The 21,107-nt window shown below is 64.7% G+C and carries 17 protein-coding genes; 11 read left to right on the top strand and 6 right to left on the bottom strand.

Going from position 1 to position 21,107, the window contains the following annotated elements:
* Window positions 1–36 precede the first annotated feature (36 nt).
* The 5 genes from scpB to tatC all read left to right on the top strand — a co-directional run bounded on the left by scpB (window position 37) and on the right by tatC (window position 3,923).
* Window positions 37–753 carry an SMC-Scp complex subunit ScpB gene (scpB, locus tag DEM25_RS03035; protein WP_375567774.1) on the top strand — a complete coding sequence of 239 codons (717 nt, stop codon included), beginning with the start codon at window positions 37–39 and terminating at the stop codon, window positions 751–753.
* 80 nt (window positions 754–833) lie between these two features.
* Complete coding sequence (locus tag DEM25_RS03030) at window positions 834–1,952, top strand: ABC transporter ATP-binding protein (protein WP_109769179.1); 1,119 nt, start codon at window positions 834–836, stop codon at window positions 1,950–1,952.
* Window positions 1,953–1,984: 32 nt separating this feature from the next.
* The gene (locus DEM25_RS03025) at window positions 1,985–2,224 is read left to right on the top strand and encodes a twin-arginine translocase TatA/TatE family subunit (protein WP_109769178.1); all 240 of its coding nucleotides are present in this window, start codon (window positions 1,985–1,987) and stop codon (window positions 2,222–2,224) included.
* Between the two features lie 41 nt (window positions 2,225–2,265).
* The gene (gene tatB / locus DEM25_RS03020) at window positions 2,266–3,060 is read left to right on the top strand and encodes a Sec-independent protein translocase protein TatB (protein WP_245412734.1); all 795 of its coding nucleotides are present in this window, start codon (window positions 2,266–2,268) and stop codon (window positions 3,058–3,060) included.
* 23 nt (window positions 3,061–3,083) lie between these two features.
* Window positions 3,084–3,923: a twin-arginine translocase subunit TatC gene (gene tatC / locus DEM25_RS03015; RefSeq protein ID WP_428981912.1), complete on the top strand. Its 840-nt coding sequence runs from the start codon at window positions 3,084–3,086 to the stop codon at window positions 3,921–3,923.
* 36 nt (window positions 3,924–3,959) lie between these two features.
* Here tatC and DEM25_RS03010 read toward each other — a convergent pair whose 3' ends face one another.
* Together DEM25_RS03010 and DEM25_RS03005 are read right to left on the bottom strand one after the other, a co-directional pair.
* The gene (locus DEM25_RS03010; RefSeq protein ID WP_196780247.1) at window positions 3,960–5,540 is read right to left on the bottom strand and encodes an MBL fold metallo-hydrolase RNA specificity domain-containing protein; all 1,581 of its coding nucleotides are present in this window, start codon (window positions 5,538–5,540) and stop codon (window positions 3,960–3,962) included.
* A 67-nt stretch (window positions 5,541–5,607) separates the two neighbouring features.
* A complete protein-coding gene (locus DEM25_RS03005) occupies window positions 5,608–6,561 on the bottom strand; it encodes a 1-phosphofructokinase family hexose kinase (protein WP_109769175.1) in 954 nt (317 codons plus the stop codon).
* Window positions 6,562–6,683: 122 nt separating this feature from the next.
* On the opposite strand from DEM25_RS03005, the gene DEM25_RS03000 reads away from it, so the two are divergent.
* On the top strand, window positions 6,684–7,013 hold the full coding sequence (locus DEM25_RS03000) for a DMT family transporter (RefSeq protein ID WP_109769185.1): 330 nt from the start codon (window positions 6,684–6,686) through the stop codon (window positions 7,011–7,013).
* A 5-nt stretch (window positions 7,014–7,018) separates the two neighbouring features.
* On the opposite strand, the gene DEM25_RS02995 is transcribed toward DEM25_RS03000, so the two are convergent.
* The 3 genes from DEM25_RS02995 to DEM25_RS02985 all read right to left on the bottom strand — a co-directional run bounded on the left by DEM25_RS02995 (window position 7,019) and on the right by DEM25_RS02985 (window position 10,322).
* Window positions 7,019–8,356: a GH1 family beta-glucosidase gene (locus tag DEM25_RS02995; RefSeq protein WP_109769174.1), complete on the bottom strand. Its 1,338-nt coding sequence runs from the start codon at window positions 8,354–8,356 to the stop codon at window positions 7,019–7,021.
* 161 nt (window positions 8,357–8,517) lie between these two features.
* The gene (gene glnA, locus DEM25_RS02990; RefSeq protein ID WP_109769173.1) at window positions 8,518–9,924 is read right to left on the bottom strand and encodes a type I glutamate--ammonia ligase; all 1,407 of its coding nucleotides are present in this window, start codon (window positions 9,922–9,924) and stop codon (window positions 8,518–8,520) included.
* A gap of 59 nt (window positions 9,925–9,983) precedes the next feature.
* Window positions 9,984–10,322 (bottom strand): P-II family nitrogen regulator, encoded by a 339-nt coding sequence (locus tag DEM25_RS02985; protein ID WP_109769172.1) that lies wholly within the window; start codon window positions 10,320–10,322, stop codon window positions 9,984–9,986.
* A 226-nt stretch (window positions 10,323–10,548) separates the two neighbouring features.
* On the opposite strand from DEM25_RS02985, the gene DEM25_RS02980 reads away from it, so the two are divergent.
* From DEM25_RS02980 to prfB, 4 genes are all read left to right on the top strand, one after another.
* On the top strand, window positions 10,549–12,030 hold the full coding sequence (locus DEM25_RS02980; protein ID WP_342633457.1) for an NAD(P)H-hydrate dehydratase: 1,482 nt from the start codon (window positions 10,549–10,551) through the stop codon (window positions 12,028–12,030).
* 136 nt (window positions 12,031–12,166) lie between these two features.
* On the top strand, window positions 12,167–13,450 hold the full coding sequence (locus tag DEM25_RS02975) for an N-acetylmuramoyl-L-alanine amidase (protein WP_109769171.1): 1,284 nt from the start codon (window positions 12,167–12,169) through the stop codon (window positions 13,448–13,450).
* Window positions 13,451–13,658: 208 nt separating this feature from the next.
* Window positions 13,659–16,139 carry a penicillin-binding protein 1A gene (locus DEM25_RS02970; RefSeq protein WP_109769170.1) on the top strand — a complete coding sequence of 827 codons (2,481 nt, stop codon included), beginning with the start codon at window positions 13,659–13,661 and terminating at the stop codon, window positions 16,137–16,139.
* Window positions 16,140–16,250: 111 nt separating this feature from the next.
* A protein-coding gene (gene prfB, locus DEM25_RS02965; RefSeq protein WP_109769169.1) for a peptide chain release factor 2 occupies window positions 16,251–17,376 on the top strand; the annotation gives its coding sequence in 2 pieces (ribosomal slippage) (window positions 16,251–16,319 and window positions 16,321–17,376; 1,125 coding nt in all).
* Window positions 17,377–17,380: 4 nt separating this feature from the next.
* On the opposite strand, the gene DEM25_RS02960 is transcribed toward prfB, so the two are convergent.
* Entirely contained in the window at window positions 17,381–17,761 is a 381-nt protein-coding gene (locus tag DEM25_RS02960) for a hypothetical protein (protein WP_109769168.1), read from the bottom strand.
* A 137-nt stretch (window positions 17,762–17,898) separates the two neighbouring features.
* Between DEM25_RS02960 and ppsA the strand changes: the two genes are divergently transcribed.
* Window positions 17,899–20,280, top strand: coding sequence for a phosphoenolpyruvate synthase (gene ppsA, locus DEM25_RS02955; RefSeq protein WP_109769167.1), 2,382 nt, complete (start codon window positions 17,899–17,901; stop codon window positions 20,278–20,280).
* Window positions 20,281–21,107: the final 827 nt, after the last annotated feature.

Genomic DNA, 21,107 nt, shown 5'->3' with positions numbered 1-21,107 from the left:
GGCGACGCGCTCGGCATCGGCGATCTCAACCAGGTGCTGGACGAAGCGTTCGACGCGCCGGACCGCCGCGACACGGTCTGCGACAATCCGGCGACGCGCATGGCGCTGGCCGAAGCGGCGCGCATGGCCGAGGCGCTGGTCTTCGCCTCCGCCGAGCCGGTGACGGAAAAGGCGCTGGCCGAACGGCTGCCGGACGGCATCGATGTATCCTTGGTGATGGCGCAGCTTCAGGAGACCTATGAGGCGCGCGGGGTCAATCTGGTACGCATCGACAGTTCCTGGGCATTTCGCACCGCGTCCGACCTGTCCTTCCTTTTGAGCCGTGAACAGATCCAGCAGCGCAAATTGTCGCGGGCCGCGCTCGAAGTTCTGGCGATCATCGCCTATCACCAGCCGGTCACGCGCGCCGAGATGGAGGAGATCCGCGGCGTTGAAACATCCAAGGGCACACTGGACGTGCTGCTCGAAAGCGGCTGGGTGAAACATCGCGGGCGCCGCAAGACGCCGGGCCGGCCGGTGACCTATGGCACGACGCTGGCGTTTCTGGACCATTTCGGCCTGTCGGAGCTGCGTGACCTGCCAGGCATGGAAGAGCTGAAGGCGGCAGGTCTGCTGTCCGCCCGTCTGCCGTCGGGCTTTGCGATGCCCAATCCGTCCGCCGATCCGGACACGCTCAGCGAGGACGAGGAACCGCTGACCGACATCGATCTGGAAGAACTGGGTCTGTTGACACCGAAAGCGGGCAATGATTGACAGCCCTGCCGGCTGAACTCGCGGTTCTGCCGGGCGAGCGGAGAGATGCTCGCGGTCACACGGGTTTAACGGGCACGCATATGGCTTCAGCGCCGGCCAAAGCGCCGCCGCCGCGCACGGGCGTCACCTTCGCCGCCGAACTGACCTTTGAGGGCATACACCTGCATTACGGGCCGGTGCACACGCTCAAGGGCATTTCGCTGACGGTCAGGGCGGGGGAAATCCTGTGCCTGCTCGGCCCTTCGGGATCGGGGAAGACATCGCTCCTGCGCGTTGCGGCTGGCCTTGAGCGGCAGACCGCCGGCCGTGTCCTGATGAACGGGCGCGAAGTCGCCGGGCCTTCCGTTTTCGAGCCTCCCGAAAAGCGCTCCGTCGGCTTGATGTTCCAGGACTTCGCGCTGTTTCCGCACATGACGGTGGCGCAGAATGTCCGCTTCGGGCTGACCGACATGGCGGCGCGCATCGCCGCCGGCGAGGCGCAGTTGGCGATAGACCGTGTCGGGCTCGGCCATCACGTCAATTCCTATCCGGACGTCCTGTCGGGCGGCGAGCAGCAGCGTGTCGCGCTGGCCCGGGCGCTCGCGCCGCGGCCGTCGGTGATGCTGATGGACGAACCGTTTTCCGGCCTCGACACGCGGCTCAAGGACTCGGTGCGCGCCGAAACGCTGGCGATCCTGCGCGAGATGCGGGCCACGACCATCGTCGTCACCCACGATGCCGAGGAGGCGATGCGGCTTGGCGACCGGATCGCTCTTCTCGACCGCGGGCGGATCGTGCAGGCGGGCACGGCGGACGAAATCTACCACGATCCGGCCAATCTGTTCGTTGCCGGGTTCTTCAGCGAACTCAATACGTTCGACGCGCGAGTCGAGGGCAATGGCGTGGAAACGCCGCTGGGCCGGTTCGACGCAGGCCGCCACGCTCCTGGAAGCGAATTGACGGTCGCGATCCGCACCGCCGGCCTTGACGTTGCCGCCCATGGCGGCGGCATGCCGCCGCCGGGAACGGTCCCGGGACGGATCACGGCACGGCGCTTTCTGGGCGTTTCCGAACAGTTGCTCATCGCCATCCAGGGTGCGGACAAGCCGGTGAGCGCCCGCATCCGCGCCGACGAGTTGGCGCGCGATGCGCGCGATGTCACCATTTCGGTACGCAACGGCGACATATTGCTGTTTGAAAGCGGGCGCGAAAGCGCTTAAGTGAACCCAAAGGATTTAAGGGAGAGCTATCCATGGGCGCCTTCAGCATCTGGCAGTGGATCATCGTCTTGGTCATCGTGCTGCTCCTGTTCGGACGCGGCAAGATTCCCGAACTGATGGGCGACGTGGCCAAGGGCATCCGGAATTTCCGCAAGGGCATGAAGGACGAGATCGCCGAGGACGAGGAGACGCCCGAGGAGCCGGCCCGCACCGTCGAGCATCGCTCGGAAGAGAGCGTCAAGGATGTCAAGGACGCCGTCAACAAGGGTTGATGGCCGGGCGGCGCGCGCTGTGTGCGCAAGGTAACTGATCGATGCTGCCTGATTTCGGCTGGACCGAACTTCTGGTCATTTCCATCGTTCTGATCGTTGTGATCGGACCGAAGGATCTGCCGCGAGTCCTGCGCGGGTTCGGCAACACGATGAGTTCCGTGCGCCGCATGGCCGGCGATTTCCGCAAGCAGTTCGACGACGCGCTCAAGGAGGCGGAGCTGGACGATGTGCGCAAGCTCGCCGACGATGTTCGATCACTCGATCCGCGCAAGCAGATCAAGGACGCGCTCAATCCGCTGTCCGAGCCGCTCGAGGAGATTGGCCGCGACATCGACGCCGACATGAAGCGGGCCATGGGCGACAGCAAACTGCCCGAACTGCCGAAAAGCCCGCCCCAGATGGGCCTCGATCAGGCCGGCGCGAAAGCGCGCGCGGCGCAGGCCGCAAAGACCGGGAGCGGCAAGACCGCAAAGCCGGCGGCGGAGCCGGTCGCGCGCGCTGGAGAACCCGCGTCCTCAACCGCCGCAAAGGCGCCTGCCACAGCGCGGGCGCGCGGCAAGACCGCCAAGGGCGGCGCAACTGAGAAGCCCGCCAAGGGCGCAGAACCGTCGTCCAGGACCTCGGCGAACGGCGCGGCCTCCAAGTCCTCGACACGCAAGAGGGGGACAAGCACCGCAGCATCCAGGTCCCCGTCGGCCAAGACGGCGAAGACCGCATCGCAGCGGACCGCTTCTGCCGAAACCGCCTCGGCGAAGACCGCATCGTCAAAGCCGCGCAAGCGCCAGTCCGCCAAGGCGGCCGCCGATCAGGACACCGGCGGGAGCACAACGTCGTGAGCCGAGACAACGAAGAGGCGCAGATGGAGGCGACCGCCGCGCCTCTGATGGAGCATCTTGTCGAGTTGCGGCGCCGCCTGATCTGGTGCGTGGGCGGCTTTCTTGCCGGTTTCATCCTGTCGTTTGCCTTTGCCACGCCGATCTTCAACGCGTTGGTCGTGCCGTTTCAATGGGCCGTCGACTGGCACGGCATGACCGCCGACGATGTGCAGTTCATCTACACCGCGCCGCAGGAATTCTTCTTCACGCAGATCAAGATCGGTGCGTTCGGCGGGCTCGTGCTCGCCTTTCCGTTGATCGCGACGCAGCTTTATTTGTTCATCGCGCCGGGGCTTTACGCCAATGAACGCGGCGCGTTCCTGCCGTTTCTTTTGGCCACGCCGATCCTGTTTCTGATCGGCGCGGCGCTGGTCTATTTCATGATCATTCCGATGGCGATGTGGTTCTTCCTGTCGCTTGAACAGACCGGCGGCGAGGGCGTCGCCTCGATCCAGCATCTGCCGCGCGTGTCGGAATATCTGTCGCTGATCATGACGCTGATCTTCGCCTTCGGGCTGGTGTTCCAGCTTCCCGTCGCGTTGACGCTTTTGTCGCGCGCCGGGCTGGTGACGCCGGAAGGGCTCGCAAACAAGCGCAAATATGCGATCGTCATCGCCTTTGTCGCGGCGGCCATCCTGACGCCGCCGGACCCGATGACCCAGCTCGGCCTCGCCGTGCCGACCATCCTTCTTTACGAACTGTCGATCTTCATGGCGCGCCGTTTCCAGCCGCCGCCGTCCGAATATGATGAAGAGGATGATGAAGACGACGATCCCGAACCCGGCGATGCGGCGCCCGATGCCGCCAAGGCCGGCGCCTCCTGATCGGTCACGCCCATCGAGGTAACGCGGCCGGGTGCGTCAGAGCGCGCCCTGCAGCCGCTTGATCAGCGCGCGCCGTTCGGCATCGTTGTCGGCCGTGTTGAGCTGCTGGGTCAGCGCGACGATGAACGCGGCATAATCGTTGTTCCAGTCGGTCAGCAACTCGTCCGCCGGTATGCGCTGGGCGACGCGGCCCTTGGACCGGGCGTCGCCGGCCACCAGCTCAAAGCTCTCGTCGAATTGCGGCATGTGGATATGGCCGGCGTCGATGCCGCGATCGGCCAGAAGGCGGGCCAGTTCCTCGCGGGCGTCGTCGTCGCCATGGTTGAGGAATATGCCGCCGGAAACGGGCGTGCGTTCCAAGATCCAGTCGATCAGTTCGCCCTGATCGGCATGGGCCGAATAATTGCCCAACCGACGGATGTCGGCGTTGACGACATATTCCTTGCCGTGGATGCGCACCATGTCGGCGCCCGACGTGATGACGTGTCCCAGCGTGCCGGGCGCCTGATAGCCGACGAACAGGATCGTCGCGTTGCGCCGCCAGATATTGTTCTTGATATGATGCTGGATGCGACCGGCATCGGCCATGCCGGATGCGGAGATGATTACCGCGCCTCCATCGATGCGGTTGATGGCTTTCGATTCCTCGACATTCTGCACCAGGCGAAACTGGGGATCGCGAAACAATTGGCCATTGTCGATCGCCACGTCCGACAGCGTGTCCGCATGCTTGATGAAGACTTCCGTGACGTTCTTGGCGAGCGGGGAATCGAGGAAGACGGTGGCGTTGGGCATGTCGCCATTGGCCAGCAGCACGCCGATATCGTGCAAAAGCTCCTGGCTGCGCTCGACGGCAAAGGCGGGGATGACCACATTGCCGCCTGCCGAGAGCCCGCGCACCAGTTCCTTGCGCAGCATGTCGCGGCGCTTTTCGAGCGTGTAATCGTCGCGGTCGCGATCGCCATAGGTGGATTCGCAGATGATGTAGTCAAATCCGGTTTCGGCCTCGGGTTCGGGATGAAACACCTTTTCCTCCGGGCCGATATCGCCGGAAAAGAGCAGCCGCATTGTGTTGCCGGTGTCACCGTCGGGGAACTTCACTTCGGCCGAAGCCGATCCCAGAATGTGGCCGGCATTCCAGAATCTGATCCGGATGCCCGGCGCCGGCTCGAACCATTCTTCATAGCCGCCGATCGGCCGCAGCAGCCTGAGCGTGTTTTCCGCATCGACATCGGTGTAGAGCGGCTCGACCGGTTCGAGCCCCTTGCGCTGTCGCTTGCGGTTCCAGCGCTCGGTGTTGGACATCTGGATCTTGGCGGAATCGCGGAGCATGAAATCGAGCAAATCGCAGGTCGGCTCGGTTGCGTAGATCGGCCCGGAAAAGCCGTGCTTGACGAGTTTTGGCAGCAGGCCGGAATGGTCGATATGGGCGTGCGTCAGGACCAGAAACTCGGCGTCGGCGGGGTTGAACGGAAAGTCTCCGTCGTTGAGTTTGCGGATTGTCTTGTTGCCCTGGAACAGGCCGCAATCGACCAGAAAGCGCGTCGTGCCGGTGTCGAGCATCGAGCACGAGCCGGTCACCGTGCCCGCGGCGCCGTAAAAGGTCAGCGTTGCCATGGATCGTCTCCCCATCTTCGGTGAAAGATGTGGCAGATTTGCCGTGCCGGGGGAAGGGCGGATGCCGTCAGAGCCGCGTCGTGGCAACCTCGGCGCGGAACGACACGGCCAAATCGCCGTCACACAATTGCGTGCCGGGCGTGAGGACCGCCGAAGCCGCCGCCGCCGTGCCGTGGACGAGGGCGGTCGCAAAATCCTCGCCGTTTGCGATGGCAAGCGCATAGGCGCCCACGAAACTGTCGCCCGCACCGACCGCGCTGAGCGGTTGCTCGACCGGTCTGCTGGTGAGGATCTGTTCGTCCACCGAAACGCCGACGGAGCCGCGCGCGCCCAGCCCGATAACGATATGCCGGGCAATGCCAGCTTCCAGCAGTGTTGCCCCGTAGCCCGCGAAATCGTCCGGCGTTTCGAGCGGTCGGGCGGATGCGGTGAGCGCCTCATCCTTGTCCATGCGTAGCGTGTGGAGCGGCGTGCCGGTTCGCGCGCACAGCGCCTGCAACACGGGACCGGACGTGTCGGCGATCAGCGAAGCACCGCCACGCGAAGCCGTCTCGTGCATGCGCTCGATCAGGGACGGGTCGGCGCCGGGCGGCAGGCTGCCGGACACGACAAAGAGCGCGCCTGGCGCGCAGTGCGCCTCCAGCATCGTCAGCAGCGCGTGTTCCGTATCCGGTTTCCAGTCCGGTCCCGGCAGCACGAAACGGTAGAGCCGGCCGGTGGTCGTCTCGCGCGCGGTGAAGGACTGTCGGGTCTGTCCGCCGGCGGCAATCGTCACGGCATCGATGGCTTCGCCAGCCAGCATCGCGGCCAGCATCTCGCCGGTTGCGCCACCCGATGCAACGAGCGCGGTCGATTGTCCGCCGAGCTTGGCGATGGCGCGCGAGACGTTGATGCCGCCGCCGCCGGGATCGAACTGCGCGGGGCCGCACCGCAGTTTGACATCGGGCCGGACGGTTTCGACATCGGCGGCGATATCGACCGCCGGGTTGAGCGTGACGGTGACGACGGGCTTCTGGTCCATGTCAGGCAGGCGTTCCCTGGCGTGAAAACGGCGCGGCGGGGTATGTCGGCGCGAACCGGTTTGTTGTAGCAGGGAGCGTGCGGCAGGCAAGCCGCCGACGGTTCATCAAGGGAGTTTGCCGCATGCCATGGCTGTATCTGGCGATCGCCATCACCGGAGAGGTTATCGGGACCTCCGCGCTCAAGGCGTCGGAATCCTTCTCGCGTTTGGGGCCTTCGCTGATAACCGTCGCCGGTTATGCCGTCGCGTTCTATTTTCTCGCCCTGACGTTGAGGACGATCCCTGTGGGTGTCGCCTATGCGATCTGGGCCGGGGCGGGGATCGTCATCATCTCGCTGATCGGCCTGTTTGTTTTCGGCCAGAAGCTCGACGCGGCCGCCATTGCCGGCATCGGGCTGATCGTCGCCGGCGTGGTCGTCATCAACACACTGTCAAACAGCGTTTCGCACTGAATGGCCTAATCGCGCGCCAGCGCTTGCTTGAGCGCATGCCAGCTTGCCTTGGGCGTCCGCTTGAGCGTGCCATAATCGACATGGACAATGCCGAAGCGCTTGCCGTAGCCAAGCGCCCACTCGTAATTGTCGAGCAGCGACCAGACCGTATAACCCTTGACCGGAGCGCCGTTGTCGATCGCACGGCGCATGGCGTCGACATGGGCCTGCAGATAGGCGATGCGCGGTCCGTCATCGACCGCACCATTGAGCAGCACGTCGGTTGACGCCATGCCGTTCTCGCTGACGATCAGCGGCAGATCGCCGGTGTGGCTCTCGGCGATCCAGCCCAGAAGCCATTCGAAACTTTCCGGCGTGATTTCCCAATCCATGTCGGTTTTGGGCAGCGGGCCGGGGACTTCCTTGAGAGATGGCCACGCTTGGGCCGCATCGTGGGCGATCAGCTTGCGGGTATAGAAATTGACGCCCAGCCAGTCGAGCGGTCGTGCGATCTGCTCCATGTCGTCTTCCCACCCTTCGGGCAGGTGCGGCCGCAGCCCCTGCAATGCCCGGCGCGGATAGGATTTCTTGAACAGCGCGCCAAGGAACCACTCATTGTAGATCGCATGGTACCGGAGCGCGGCCTCGGCATCGCCATCATCGCCGTTCGCCGGCTCGGCGGGCTCGAAGTTCAGATAGATGCCGATATTGTCCTGACAGGCGGCGCGCAGCACATCGACGGCCTTGCCGTGCGCGACCAGCACATGATGCATTGCCCGTGCCGCGGCGCGGATGTCGCGCAGGCCCGGAGCATGATTGCCCAGAAAATGACTCAGCCAGGCGATGCACCAGGGCTCGTTGAGCGTGCCGGTCGCGGCCATGCGGTCGCCGATGCGGTCGATCACATGGCCGGTGAAGTCCGCGAACCGGTCGGTGACGTCGCGGTTGCGCCAGCCGCCTTCATCGGCAAGCGCGGCCGGCAGGTCCCAGTGGTGCAGCGTCAGCATCGGCTTGATGCCGCGCTCCAGCATCGCGTCGGTCAGCCGGTCATAGAAGTCGAGCCCCTCGCGATTGACCGCGCGGCCGTCGGGCATGACCCGTGCCCAGGACACCGAAAACCGGTAGGCGTCCAGATTGGCCCCGGCGATCAGGTCGAGATCGGCCTCATAGCGGTGGTAGTGGTCGCAGGCGATTGCGCCGTCTTCGGCGTTGGCTGTGTTGCCGGGCGTCGCGGCAAACGTGTCCCAGTGCGACGGGCCGGCCCCGCCAAAGGACGATCCCTCGATCTGATAGGCAGACGTTGCGACCCCGAACAGGAAATCGTCAGCAAATTGCGAGCGTCGAAAGTTCAGCGCGCTGGCCATCGGCCCCCCTTTCCAGCACTACGAACGGTCTGGCCCACAATACCCCAAAGCGCTTTGACCACCAGATGCAATTTTTAGGGGTAATTCTTTGCCAATCGGCGTGAAGTGACGGCAAAGAAAAAAGGCCGCCCCCGAGGGCGGCCTTTCGGAGTGCGCTCGGGTCAGACCGAATAGTACATGTCGAACTCGACCGGGTGCGGCATCTGCTCGAAGAGGATGTTTTCTTCCTCCTTGAGTGCCAGATAGGCCTCGATCTGGTCGTCGTCGAAGACGCCGCCCGCCTTGAGGAAGTCACTGTCGGCACGCAGTGAATCGATGGCCTCGCGCAGCGAAGCGCAGACCGTCGGGATGCCTTCGAGTTCTTCCGGCGGCAGGTCGTACAGATCCTTGTCCATGGCTTCGCCCGGATGGATCTTGTTCTTCACGCCGTCCAGGCCAGCCATCAGCATCGCCGCGAAGGCGAGGTAGGGGTTGGCAGTCGGGTCCGGGAAGCGGACTTCGACGCGCTTGCCCTTCGGCGAGCCCGAGAACGGGATGCGGCACGAGGCGGAGCGGTTGCGCGCCGAATAGGCGAGCAGAACCGGTGCTTCGAAGCCCGGCACCAGACGCTTGTAGGAGTTGGTCGAGGCGTTGGTGAAGGCGTTGAGCGCCTTGGCGTGCTTGATGATGCCGCCAATGTAGAACAACGCGGTTTCCGACAGGCCGGCATACTCATCGCCCGCCATCAGCGGCTTGCCGTCGCTCCAGATCGACTGGTGGACGTGCATGCCGGTGCCGTTGTCGCCAAAGACGGGCTTGGGCATGAAGGTGGCCGACTTGCCGTAGGCGTGGGCGACATTGTGCACCACATATTTGTAGAGCTGCACTTCGTCGGCCTTGCGCGTCAACGTGTTGAACAGCATGGACAGTTCGTGCTGCGCCGCACCCACTTCGTGGTGGTGCTTTTCGGTCGCAACGCCCATTTCCGCCAGAACGGTCAGCATTTCCGACCGGATGTCTTGGGCGCTGTCGATCGGGTTGACCGGGAAGTAGCCGCCCTTGGTGCGCGGACGGTGGCCCAGGTTGCCGGTCTCGTATTCGGCATTGGTGTTGGTCGGCAGTTCGATGCTGTCGAGCTGGAAGCCGGTATCGTAGGGATCGGAATTGAACTTGACGTCGTCGAAGATGAAGAATTCCGGCTCGGGGCCGAAATAGGCCGTGTCGCCGAAGCCGCCGGACTTGACGTAGGCCTCGGCACGCTTTGCGGTCATGCGCGGGTCGCGATTGTATCCCTCTCCGGATACCGGATCGAGAATGTCGCAGAAGATCGCCATGGTCGACTGCGCATAGAACGGGTCCATGTGCGCGGTTTCGGTGTCGGGCATCAGGTTCATGTCCGACTCGTTGATCGCCTTCCAGCCGGCGATGGACGAGCCGTCGAACATGATGCCATCGGCGAACATGTCTTCATCGACGACATTGCAGTCGATGGTGACGTGCTGGAGCTTGCCGCGCGGATCGCTGAAACGCAGATCGACGAACTTCACATCGTTGTCTTTGATCTGCTTGAGAATGTCACTTGCACTCATTGTGTTCCCTTTGTTTCCTTTCAAGTGGCAGTGTTGAGTGTTGGGGTATCGGTCGGCCGTCAGACGGCGTCTGCGCCCGTCTCGCCGGTGCGGATGCGCACGACTTCCTCGATCGGAGAGACGAAGATCTTGCCGTCGCCGATCCGGCCCGTCTGGGCGGCGTTGCGAATGGCTTCCATCGCGCTGTCGACCGTTTCGTCGGAGACGACGATCTCGATCTTCACCTTGGGCAGGAAGTCGACGACATATTCGGCGCCGCGATAAAGCTCCGTGTGGCCCTTCTGGCGGCCAAAACCCTTGGCTTCGGTCACCGTGATGCCCTGCAGGCCCACCTCCTGCAGCGCTTCCTTGACCTCATCAAGCTTGAAGGGCTTGATGATCGCCTCAATCTTTTTCATCCTCGCGACGCCTCCGACCAGTTGAGTTGCTCACCCATATGCAGATGCCATGCCAAGTCGCGCTTCGCGTCTCGCAACGCCGAAAACGCCGAAAAAGCGCGCAGATGAGGCGCGTGGCACCGGCAGTTGTTGGCCATCGCCGTCAAAACAGGCGCAAAAACGATGAAAAATTGGGCATTATGCACAATTCGGCGGCACAAATTGTCGCCAAGTGGAACTAGGCCCCGTGCGTGACGTCGGTCCGTTCGCTCTGATGACCAATGCCGAAATGGCGGCGGCGGACGGCGCAACCATAAAAAGCGGCGCGTTCGGCGGCATCGTGCTGATGGAGCGGGCAGGCGGGGCGGTGGCGGACGCCGCGCTGGCGCGGTTCGCGGCTGCTGCGCGGGTGCATGTCCTGTGCGGGCCCGGCAACAATGGCGGTGACGGCTATGTCGCTGCGCGCATTCTGGCCGGGAAGGGTCTTTCGGTCCGTCTGTATGCGCTGGCGCCGCCCAAGCCGGGCACCGATGCCGCGCTCGCGGCCGAAACATGGGCCGGCCCGGTCGGCGGTTTGGATGCGTTCGCGCCCGATCCGGCCGATCTGGCGATCGATGCGGTGTTCGGTGCCGGCTTTTCCGGAGCCTTGCCCGATCCGGTCCAATCGGCGCTCGCGCGGGCCGTGGACAGAAGATGCCCGGTGCTTGCGGTCGATCTTCCGTCGGGCGTCAATGGCGATACGGGGCAGGGAGCCGGTGCGGTCGCTTGCGCGGCGACCGTCACCTTCTATCGCCGCAAGCCCGGCCATTTGCTCTACCCCGGCCGCGCGCTGTGTGGCGAAACGATCGTCGCCGAAATCGGGGTCCGGGCGGCCCGGCCGACCGCGACCTTCGAGAACGCGCCGGACCTGTGGCGCGGCGCGCTGCCGCGCCCTGGCGCCGACACGCACAAATATGCGCGCGGCGCGGTGGCGGTTTTCTCCGGCCCAAGGCACGGCACCGGCGCTTCGCGCCTTGCGGCGTTGGCGGCGCAGCGGGCCGGCGCCGGGGCGGTAACGATCCTTGGTCATCCCAATGCGCTCGACATCCACGCGGCGCACGTCACCTCGATCATGCTGCGGGCATGGGGCGACGATCCGATGGCCGCCCTCGGTACTCTCAAGGGCATCGGCGCGGTGGTGCTCGGGCCGGGGTTCGGCGACCTGCCGCTGGCCCGGTCGCTTGCTGCGGCGATTGTTGACGACAAGGGGCCGGCGCTGGTTCTGGACGCCGACGGCATCACCGCTTTTGCCGACGATGCCAGCGGCCTGTTCGACGCGGCGCGGGTGCGCGACGAGCCGGCCCTTGTGCTGACGCCGCATGCGGGCGAATTCGCCCGGCTGTTTCCCGATCTGGCTGCCGATGCGGCCGCCGGGAAACTGGCCATGGCGCGCGCCGCCGCTGAGCGGGCCGGCGCGGTCGTCGTCCTCAAGGGCCCCGACACGGTGATTGCCGCGCCGGACGGCCGGGCGGCGGTCAACGCCAATGCCACGCCCGCACTGGCAACGGCGGGCTCGGGCGATGTTCTGGCCGGTGCCGTTGCCGGCCTCGCTGCGCAAGGCATGCCCGCCTTCGAGGCCGCGTGCGCGGCGGTCTGGCTGCATGGCGAGGCGGGCCGGGCCTCGGGCCCGTTGGCGATCGCCGAGGATTTGATCGCGGCGCTTCCAGCGCACCTCTCCAAACTCGTCTGATCAGGGCGGCATTTGCGTTCAACGGGAACCATGCCGCAGCCGGCCTGCGTTTGCGCGCGCTGAAAGATGTGGTTAACCATGGCGCCGCTATGGTGGCGCCCATGTTGGACGGCACGGGATCGGAAGTGGGCCGGCGATGAGACCAGCGGAAACCGGCACGGCGCAAGGGCCGGGCAGCCTTGCTGCCCGCTTGTTTGCATGGCTGGTGCTGGCGCTTGCCGTCAGCCTCGGGTTTGCCCATGCCGCGCAGGCGGCGTTCGACGCGCCGGTGGCTGTCGACGTGCGCGCCGCCGGCGACGCGGACGCAACGCGCATCATCATCAGTTTCGACCGGCCGGTGAGCGCCGACCACAAGCTTCTCGATCATCCCTACCGGCTGGTTCTCGATTTCGAGCGCATCGGCTACGGCTTCGAAGCGGGCGACGACACGCTGAAGGGCATGGTTGGCGCAATGCGCTACGGCGACATGAGCGAGACCGGATCGCGGATCATTTTCGAGATCGGCGCGCCGTTTGAGGTTGTCGAGCTGTCGAGTGGGGCGGCTGAGAACTTCTATCGCCTGATCATCGACTTGCGGCGAACCGATGAGGCGGCCTTTCAGCAGGCGCTGCTCGACACGATGGCGACGAGTTCGATCATCGCGCGCGGCAGCAAGACCGACCGTCTGGGATCGGCGCCGCTGGCCCCGGCGCCGCGTTCGGGTGCGTTCACCGTCGTTCTCGATCCCGGTCATGGCGGCATCGACAGCGGGGCGGTCGGCGTCGGCGGCACACGCGAGAAGGATGTCGTCCTGGCGTTCGCCAGGACGATGCGCGACGAACTTCAGGCGATCGGCGGCGTCGAAGTGGTCATGACGCGCGAGGACGATGTCTTCATCTCCCTCGACGAGCGGGTGCGTTTCGCCCGCCAGCACGGCGCGGCGCTGTTCGTGTCGCTGCATGCCGATTCCGTGCGCCAATCCTATGTGCGCGGCGCGACGGTCTACACGATCTCGGACAAGGCTTCCGATTCGGTCGCAGCGGAAATCGCGCGCTCGGAGAACCTGTCCGATTCGATCGCCGGAATCGTCTATGAAGAAGAAAGCGGCCCCGTGGCGGACATTCTCGTCGATCTGGCGCGTCAGGAAACGCTCGGCTTTTCGGTCCAGTTCGCGCGGCTCGCCATCTCGCACATTTCGCGCGCCTCGCGCATCATCAACAATCCGCACCGCTATGCCGGGTTTCGCGTTCTCAAGGCGCCCGACGTGCCGTCCGTTCTCGTCGAACTGGGCTATCTGTCGAACCGGGAAGACGAAAAACTGCTCAACAAGCCCGAATGGCGGGCCGAACTGGCGGCCGAACTGGCCGCTGCCGTGGCCGAGTTCGGGGCTTTGTCCGGCCGGCAGCTTGCGGGCGAGGCGCGCGCGGCCGCCGGAAACTGACGCTGGATGCTGCGCGCGGTCTTGGCGCGGGCAGGGGTAACCGTTACAGCGGCCAAAGAGCTCTGCCGTTACGTCAAACCCCGCTCGCGTCTGTTATATTCGCGGTTGCCATGATGCGGTCTCATTGTAGCCGCAGCGCTTGAATCGGAATTTGGGACGCGGCGCGCCGGACAGGATTGCGACCGTGTGGACGGGATAGACGAATACGATGATACGCTTGTTGGGCTACTTCTTCGGCATCGGCATGGCGGCGTTCCTTTTGGTGGCGGCCGCTGTGGTGATCTATATCGGCAATCTTGCCGACGAGTTGCCCGACTATGAGGTGCTGGCCCGCTACGAGCCGCCCGTGACGACGCGCATGTATTCGGTCGACGGCCAGCTGATGGGCGAATTTGCGCGCCAGCGCCGGCTGTTCCTGCCCATCCAGGCGGTGCCTGACCGCGTCAAGGCGGCGTTCCTGTCGGCCGAGGACAAGAACTTCTACAATCATGTGGGCGTCGATTTCCTGGCGCTCGCACGTGCCATGGCGACAAACGTCGAAATCGTCGTCGGCGGGTCGAACCGTCGGCTGGTGGGCGGTTCGACGATCACCCAGCAGGTCGCCAAGAACTTCCTTCTGACCAGCGACCGCACGGTCGACCGCAAGGTGAAGGAAGCGCTTCTGGCCTTCCGTATCGAGCAGGCCTATTCCAAGGACCGCATTCTCGAACTCTATCTCAACGAGATTTTCTTTGGCGCCGGCTCCTATGGCATTGCCGGCGCGGCGCTGACCTATTTCGGCAAGGCGGTGAACGAGCTCGACCTGCATGAGGCCGCCTATCTGGCCGCGCTGCCCAAGGCGCCGTCCAACTACCATCCGTTCGACGACACCGAGGCCGCGCTGGCGCGCCGCAACTGGATCATCGATCGCATGGTCGAGAATGGCTATGTGACCACCGAGGCCGGCGAAATCGCCAAGGACGAGCCGCTCGACGTCAATTTCCGCCGGTCGGGCGATTTCGTGTTCGCGTCGGAATATTTCACCGAGGAGGTGCGCCAGCAGATCATCGAACGCTATGGCAATGACGCGCTCTATGAAGGCGGCCTGTCGGTGCGCACGACGCTTGACCCGGTCATGCAGGACCAGGCGCGGACCGCACTTCAGGAAGGGTTGATCGATTTCGACCGGGACTGGGGATGGCGCGGTGCGATCGGCCAGATCGACATTTCCGGCGACTGGGGTCCGGCGCTCGGTGAGTTCGATCTTCTGCGCGATGTGCCGGAATGGACGCTGGCCGTCGTGCTGGCCACTGGCGAGGAAGGCATCCGCATCGGACTGCGTCCCGATCGCAAGCTGGGAGGTGGGGTCGTCGCTACCCGCGCGCAGGGTCTCATCCCGGCGGGCAGTTTCGACTGGGCTTTCCGGCTGCGCGACGATGGTGAACGGCGCAGCGCGGACGGTATCGGCGATGTGGTCGCGCCGGGCGACGTGATCTATGTCAGCGCCGTTCAGGGCGAGGATGCCGCCGAAGGCACATATGCCTTGCAGCAGGTGCCCGAGGTTTCGGGCGCACTGGTCGCCATGGACCCGGTCACCGGGCGCGTTCTGGCCATGGCGGGCGGCTTTTCGTTCCACGACAGCCAGTTCAACCGCGCAACGCAGGCCTACCGCCAGCCCGGCTCGTCGTTCAAGCCGTTCGTCTATGCGGCCGCTCTCGACAATGGCTACACGCCCGCCTCCGTGATCATGGATGCGCCGATCTCGATCGTTTCGGGTGGCGAGGTCTGGGAGCCGAAGAACTATGACGGTTCGGTCTCCGGCCCGTCGACGCTGCGGCTTGGCATCGAGCGGTCGCGCAACCTGATGACCGTCCGTCTGGCGCAGGACATGGGCATGCAGCTGGTCTCCGAATATGCCGAGCAGTTCGGCGTCTATGACGATCTTTCGCCGGTTCTGGCGATGTCCCTGGGGGCGGGCGAAACGACCGTCCTGCGGATGGTCACCGCCTATGCGGTGCTCGCCAATGGCGGCCGGCAGATTCAGCCCTCGATGATCGACCGTATCCAGGACCGCTACGGCAAGACCGTCTACCGTCAGGACAGCCGCCAGTGCGACGCCTGCGATGCCGGCCAGTGGCTCGGGCAGGACGAACCGCAACTGGTCGATACGCGCGACATCGTGCTCGATCCGATGACCGCCTACCAGATGACCTCGATGATGGAAGGCGTCGTCCAGCGCGGTACGGCCACCAGCCTGCGGGATCTGGGCCGGCCCATCGCCGGCAAGACCGGCACCACCAACGATTACAAGGACGCCTGGTTCATCGGTTACACGCCGAACCTTGTCACCGGCGTCTATATCGGCTTCGACAAGCCGACTCCGATGGGGCGCGGCGCCACCGGCGGCCAGCTCGCCGCGCCGGTGTTCAAGCAGTTCATGGTGTCGGTGCTCGAGGACCGGCCGATGACCGACTTCAGCATCCCCGACGGCATGACGCAGATTCAGATCGACCGGAAGACCGGCATGCGTGCCAGCGAGGGCGGCGACATCATCGTCGAGGCGTTCAAGCCCGGCACGGGGCCTGCCGACAGCTACTTCGTCATCGGCGCCGACCAGGTCGCGATCCAGGCGCAGCAGGCCGAACGGCAGCGGCAGATTTCGCCGAACGCGCAGCAGGCCGTGCAGAGCGGCTCAGGCGGTCTGTTCTGACGGACTGTGGGCTTTACACCTCTCCGCTTCGTCCCTAAGTGACTGCCGAAGCGCCGCAATTGCTGCGGCGCGCCGTCCATTTCCCCATCGGCAAGAGGCACACCGCATCCCATGCGCGCAGAAATCGCCACCCTCACCGACAGCATCAGGCAGGCCATAGCCCTGCTGAGGAGGCATCTTTGACTGGGATGCATCCGTAAAGCGGCTCGATTATCTCAACTCCCGCGCCGAGGACCCCGACCTTTGGAACGATCCGGCCGAGGCGCAGAAACTGATGCAGGAGCGCCAGCGCCTCGAGGAGATGATCGGCGCGATCAAAGGGTTCGATCAGGCGCTTGACGACAATGTCGAACTGATCGCGATGGGCGAGGAAGAGGGCGACGCCGAAACCGTCGCAGAGGCCGAAGCGGCCATTCGTTCGCTCGAGAGCCAGATCGAAAAGCGCCAGGTCGAGGCATTGCTGTCCGGCGACATGGACCCCAACGACACCTATGTCGAAGTGCATTCGGGCGCCGGCGGCACCGAGAGCCAGGACTGGGCCAACATGCTGCTGCGCATGTACACGCGCTGGGCCGAGCGGCACGGCTTCAAGGTCGAACTGCAGGAATATTCGGCGGGCGACGAAGCGGGCATCAAGTCGGCGACGATCCTGGTCAAGGGCCACAACGCCCATGGCTGGCTGAAGACCGAGACGGGCGTGCACCGTCTCGTGCGCATCAGCCCCTACGATTCCAACGCACGGCGCCACACCTCGTTCTCGTCGGTCGGCGTCTATCCGGTGATCGACGACAATATCGAGATCGACATCCAGGACAAGGACATCCGGGTCGACACCTACCGGTCCTCCGGTGCGGGTGGCCAGCACGTCAACACGACCGATTCGGCGGTGCGCATCACGCACATTCCGACCGGCATCGTGGTGACCTCGTCGGAGAAGTCCCAGCACCAGAACCGCGCCAACGCCATGAAGGCCCTTCGGGCGCGCCTTTATGATCTGGAGATGAAAAAGCGCGAGGAAGCGGCGCAGTCCGAGTTCGACGCCAAGACCGACATCGGCTGGGGGCACCAGATCCGCTCGTATGTGCTTCAGCCCTACCAACTCGTGAAGGATCTGCGCACGGGCACCGAATCCACCGCGCCGTCCGACGTTCTGGACGGTGATCTCGACAAGTTCATGGAAGCCGCACTCGCCCAGAAGGTTTCCGGCGAGCGGGTCGATGTCGAGGACGTCGAATAGGCCGCTAGCGGTAGCCTGCCTTGCGCATCATCTGGATGTGCGCCACCGCGGCCATCAGCGCCAGCCGCATCGAGCGGGCGTTGCCGATCCCCACGATCTGGTCGTCGTCCTGACCGCGTGTTTCCTTGAGCGTGCAGCGCCATATCGTATTCTTCTGGGTGCTTGCGTGACCGTCGAACGACAGCGCCCAGCCGGGGAAAGCCTGTCCGGTGACGGCAAGCGCCCCGTCCACGCCTTCGGCGAGCATGGCCTGAGCGTCGGCGGCCTCGATGCCGCTCCCGTCGATGCCGGCGAGCATGGCGGCGCCTGCCTCGGCCTGATCCGTGTCGAAGCTCTCGGCCGCTTCGAAGCTTTCATGCAGTGCCTTCAGTGCTGCCTCGTCCATCGTGAACTCCCTGACTGTCAACGCCGCTTAACATAAGCGCGGCAGACTGCCTGCCCTTGACACCAATCAAGGAAAGCGGATTGGAGCCGCGCGAGGTTGCGGGCAGCCATCAACGTTTCCCAAAGGGAGTAACCCCAGTGCCCAGCTCATCGCAGAACGTCATCTTTTTCGAGGAACTGGCACGCGGAGACGTCGCCAAGGTCGGCGGCAAGAATTCCTCGCTCGGCGAGATGGTGCAGCAACTGGGCGGCAAGGGCGTGTCGGTCCCCGGCGGCTTTGCCACAACATCGGACGCCTTCCGCGCCTATCTGGCGCACAATGATCTGAACGCCTTCATCAAGGACCAGGTCGAGCGCTTCGACGACGGGCGGCTGACCCTGCAGCAGGCGGGCGAGGCGATCCGCGCGGCGATCTTCAAGGGCGAATGGCCCGACGACATACGCGCCGACATCCTGATCGCCTACAAGGAGTTGTCCGAACGGGCGGGGACGCAGAACCTGTCGGTCGCGGTGCGTTCGTCGGCGACGGCCGAGGATCTGCCCGAGGCGAGCTTTGCCGGCCAGCAGGAGACCTTCCTGAACGTCACCGGCGAAGTGGCTCTGCTCGAAACCTGCCGGCGCTGCTATGCCTCGCTCTTCACCGACCGGGCGATCACCTATCGCCGGCTGCAGGGTTTCGACCATACCCAGGTTGCGCTGTCGGTGGGCGTCCAGCAGATGGTGCGCTCGGACATTTCCGGCTCGGGCGTGATGTTCTCGATCGATACCGAATCGGGTTTCGACAAGGCGGTGCTGATCAACGCCGCCTGGGGTCTTGGCGAAAACGTCGTCCAGGGCGCCGTGAACCCCGACGAATATGAGGTCTACAAGCCGTTCCTTTCCAATCCCGACCTCAAGCCGATCATCGAAAAGGCGCGCGGCTCCAAGGACATCAAGATGATCTATGCGCGCGAGGACGGCGCGATGACGCGCAATGTGCCAACATCGAAGGCCGAGCGCGCTGCCTTCGTGCTCAATGACGAGGAGATCCTCGATCTGGCCCGCATGGCCTGCACCATCGAGGAGCATTACGGCCAGCCCATGGACATGGAGTGGGCGAAAGACGGCGAGACCGGCAAGCTCTATATCGTCCAGGCGCGGCCCGAGACCGTGCAGTCGCGCGCCAACCAGGGCACGATCAAGAGCTATACGATCGACAACAAGGGCAAGACGCTGCTCACCGGCCTGTCGGTCGGTGCCGCCGTCGTCGCCGCGCCCGTCTGCCTGATCGAGCACGCAAAAGACATCGACAAGTTCATCGACGGTGCGATCCTCGTCACCTCGATCACCGATCCGGACTGGGTGCCGATCATGAAGCGGGCCGCGGCCATCGTCACCGACCATGGCGGGCGCACCTCGCACGCGGCCATCGTCAGCCGCGAATTGGGCCTGCCGGCCATCGTCGGCACGGGCAATGCCACCCATGTCCTGCACGACCATCAGGAAGTCACGGTCTCCTGCGCCGAGGGCGACCATGGCTATGTCTATGAGGGCTTTGCCGACTATTCGTCCGAGGACATTTCGCTGACCGACGTGCCCGAGACGAAAACGAAGATCATGCTCAACATGGCGAGCCCGTCGGCGGCCTTCCGCTGGTGGCGGCTGCCGTCCGAGGGCGTGGGCCTGGCGCGCATGGAGTTCGTGATCAACAATGTCATCAAGGTCCACCCGATGGCGCTGATCCACTTCGACACGCTGAAGGACGAGGCGGCCAGGGCCGAGATCGCCGAGATCACGCGCGGCTATGAGAACAAGGCCGACTTCTTCGTCGAAGAGCTGGCGCGCGGCCTGTCGCGCATCGCCGCGGTCGCCTATCCGAACCGCGTCATCGTGCGCATGAGCGACTTCAAGACCAACGAATATGCCGAGCTTCTGGGCGGGCACGATTTCGAGCCCAAGGAGGAAAACCCGATGATCGGCTGGCGCGGCGCCTCGCGCTATTATGCCGACGGTTACCGGCCGGGTTTCGAGCTGGAGTGCAAGGCGATCAAGAAGCTGCGCGAGGAAATGGGGTTCGACAATGTGATCGTCATGATCCCCTTCTGCCGGACGCTGACCGAGGCCGACCGTGTGCTCGAGGTGATGGCGGGCTGCGGGCTCAAGCGCGGCGAGAACGGGCTCGAAATCTACGTCATGTGCGAGATCCCGGCCAATGTGATCCTCGCCGAACAGTTCGCCGAACGGTTCGACGGGTTTTCGATCGGCTCGAACGATCTGACGCAGCTGACGCTCGGCGTCGATCGCGATTCGGGCGATCTGGCGGACGTGTTCGACGAGCGCGACCCGGCGGTCTTGTGGATGATCCGTTCGATCGTCGAGCGGGCGCACAAGGTGGGCGCCAAGGTCGGCTTTTGCGGCCAGGCGCCGTCCAACTCGCCGTCCTATGCGAAACTCCTGGTCGAGGCGGGCATCGACACGATCTCGGTGACGCCGGACTCGTTCCTCGAGGTGAAGGGCCACGTCCACGACGCCGAGGGGTAGGGGGCGTCTCGCTTCGCTGTTCTTGGGCAAGGACGTGGCCGAAGCCCCACCTCCCTCTTGAGGGGAGGTCGGCGACTGGCGAGCGTAGCGAGACAGAGCCGGGTGGGGGTATCGGTTCGCCAGACACGCCTGATTGTTACCCCCACCGCATCGGCTGCGCTCCGCTTGCCTCTGCTGCCTCCCCTCAAGGGGGAGGCGGGCAGGATTGACCGCCACAGCCATTTCGTTGGTCGCCCCGGGCGAAGCCCGCAAGGCCGGACAGGCGCCCCGGGCGAAGCCCGCAAGGCCGACTGGCCGTCGCCGACTTTTCGGCGCGCATGCGCAGCCGTCCCGCACCAGCGGGGCTGGCGTGAGCGAAACCTTCTTTGATGGCCCAGGGACTTGCGCTTCGCGCCGTGCCGGCGGTCACCATGCGCCCTGGGCATGGAACAACGGGCGGTTTGGTGAGCCGCGATCCGAAGTTTCTTTATGTGCGGTCGCCAAACCGCCCGTCCGGCGGGCTTGCGGTGATCGTCATGGGCGGCGCCGGCGCGAGGCTCGCGCCCTGCCGTGGCCTTGGGACCGGTTCCATCCGCCGCAGACCCGCGCCGCGGTGAAACCATCCTCAGGCCCCATCCGGCCCTGACCGCCGGCCGGGTCTGGCCGGTGGCAGGCGCGGACGGACACCGCACATCTTCGTTCCGCACGCCTGCGCCCGGATTGGCTTTGGCCAATCCGGAAAGCTTGCAGGCGATTCATAAGTGGCGTTTGGAACCTTTCCGCAGCATCACAGATGCTGCGGGGCCAAACGCGANCGTGGGGATTCATCATCCAGCCATGCGACCGCT

It is taken from the genome of Oceaniradius stylonematis (assembly GCF_003149475.2).
Classification (GTDB): Bacteria; Pseudomonadota; Alphaproteobacteria; order Rhizobiales; family Rhizobiaceae; genus Roseitalea; species Roseitalea stylonematis.
This window is presented reverse-complemented; position numbering and strand designations above follow the sequence as displayed.

What these genes read in the sequence shown, in the direction of transcription:
- glnA (WP_109769173.1), bottom strand. Translation starts at nt 9,924, where the DNA reads ATGAGTGCAAGTGACATTCTCAAGCAGATCAAAGACAACGATGTGAAG.
- DEM25_RS03000 (WP_109769185.1), top strand. Translation starts at nt 6,684, where the DNA reads ATGCCATGGCTGTATCTGGCGATCGCCATCACCGGAGAGGTTATCGGG.
- tatB (WP_245412734.1), top strand. Translation starts at nt 2,266, where the DNA reads ATGCTGCCTGATTTCGGCTGGACCGAACTTCTGGTCATTTCCATCGTT.
- DEM25_RS02995 (WP_109769174.1), bottom strand. Translation starts at nt 8,356, where the DNA reads ATGGCCAGCGCGCTGAACTTTCGACGCTCGCAATTTGCTGACGATTTC.
- DEM25_RS03025 (WP_109769178.1), top strand. Translation starts at nt 1,985, where the DNA reads ATGGGCGCCTTCAGCATCTGGCAGTGGATCATCGTCTTGGTCATCGTG.
- tatC (WP_428981912.1), top strand. Translation starts at nt 3,084, where the DNA reads ATGGAGGCGACCGCCGCGCCTCTGATGGAGCATCTTGTCGAGTTGCGG.
- DEM25_RS03005 (WP_109769175.1), bottom strand. Translation starts at nt 6,561, where the DNA reads ATGGACCAGAAGCCCGTCGTCACCGTCACGCTCAACCCGGCGGTCGAT.
- DEM25_RS03030 (WP_109769179.1), top strand. Translation starts at nt 834, where the DNA reads ATGGCTTCAGCGCCGGCCAAAGCGCCGCCGCCGCGCACGGGCGTCACC.
- DEM25_RS02960 (WP_109769168.1), bottom strand. Translation starts at nt 17,761, where the DNA reads ATGGACGAGGCAGCACTGAAGGCACTGCATGAAAGCTTCGAAGCGGCC.
- DEM25_RS03010 (WP_196780247.1), bottom strand. Translation starts at nt 5,540, where the DNA reads ATGGCAACGCTGACCTTTTACGGCGCCGCGGGCACGGTGACCGGCTCG.
- DEM25_RS02975 (WP_109769171.1), top strand. Translation starts at nt 12,167, where the DNA reads ATGAGACCAGCGGAAACCGGCACGGCGCAAGGGCCGGGCAGCCTTGCT.
- DEM25_RS02970 (WP_109769170.1), top strand. Translation starts at nt 13,659, where the DNA reads ATGATACGCTTGTTGGGCTACTTCTTCGGCATCGGCATGGCGGCGTTC.
- DEM25_RS02985 (WP_109769172.1), bottom strand. Translation starts at nt 10,322, where the DNA reads ATGAAAAAGATTGAGGCGATCATCAAGCCCTTCAAGCTTGATGAGGTC.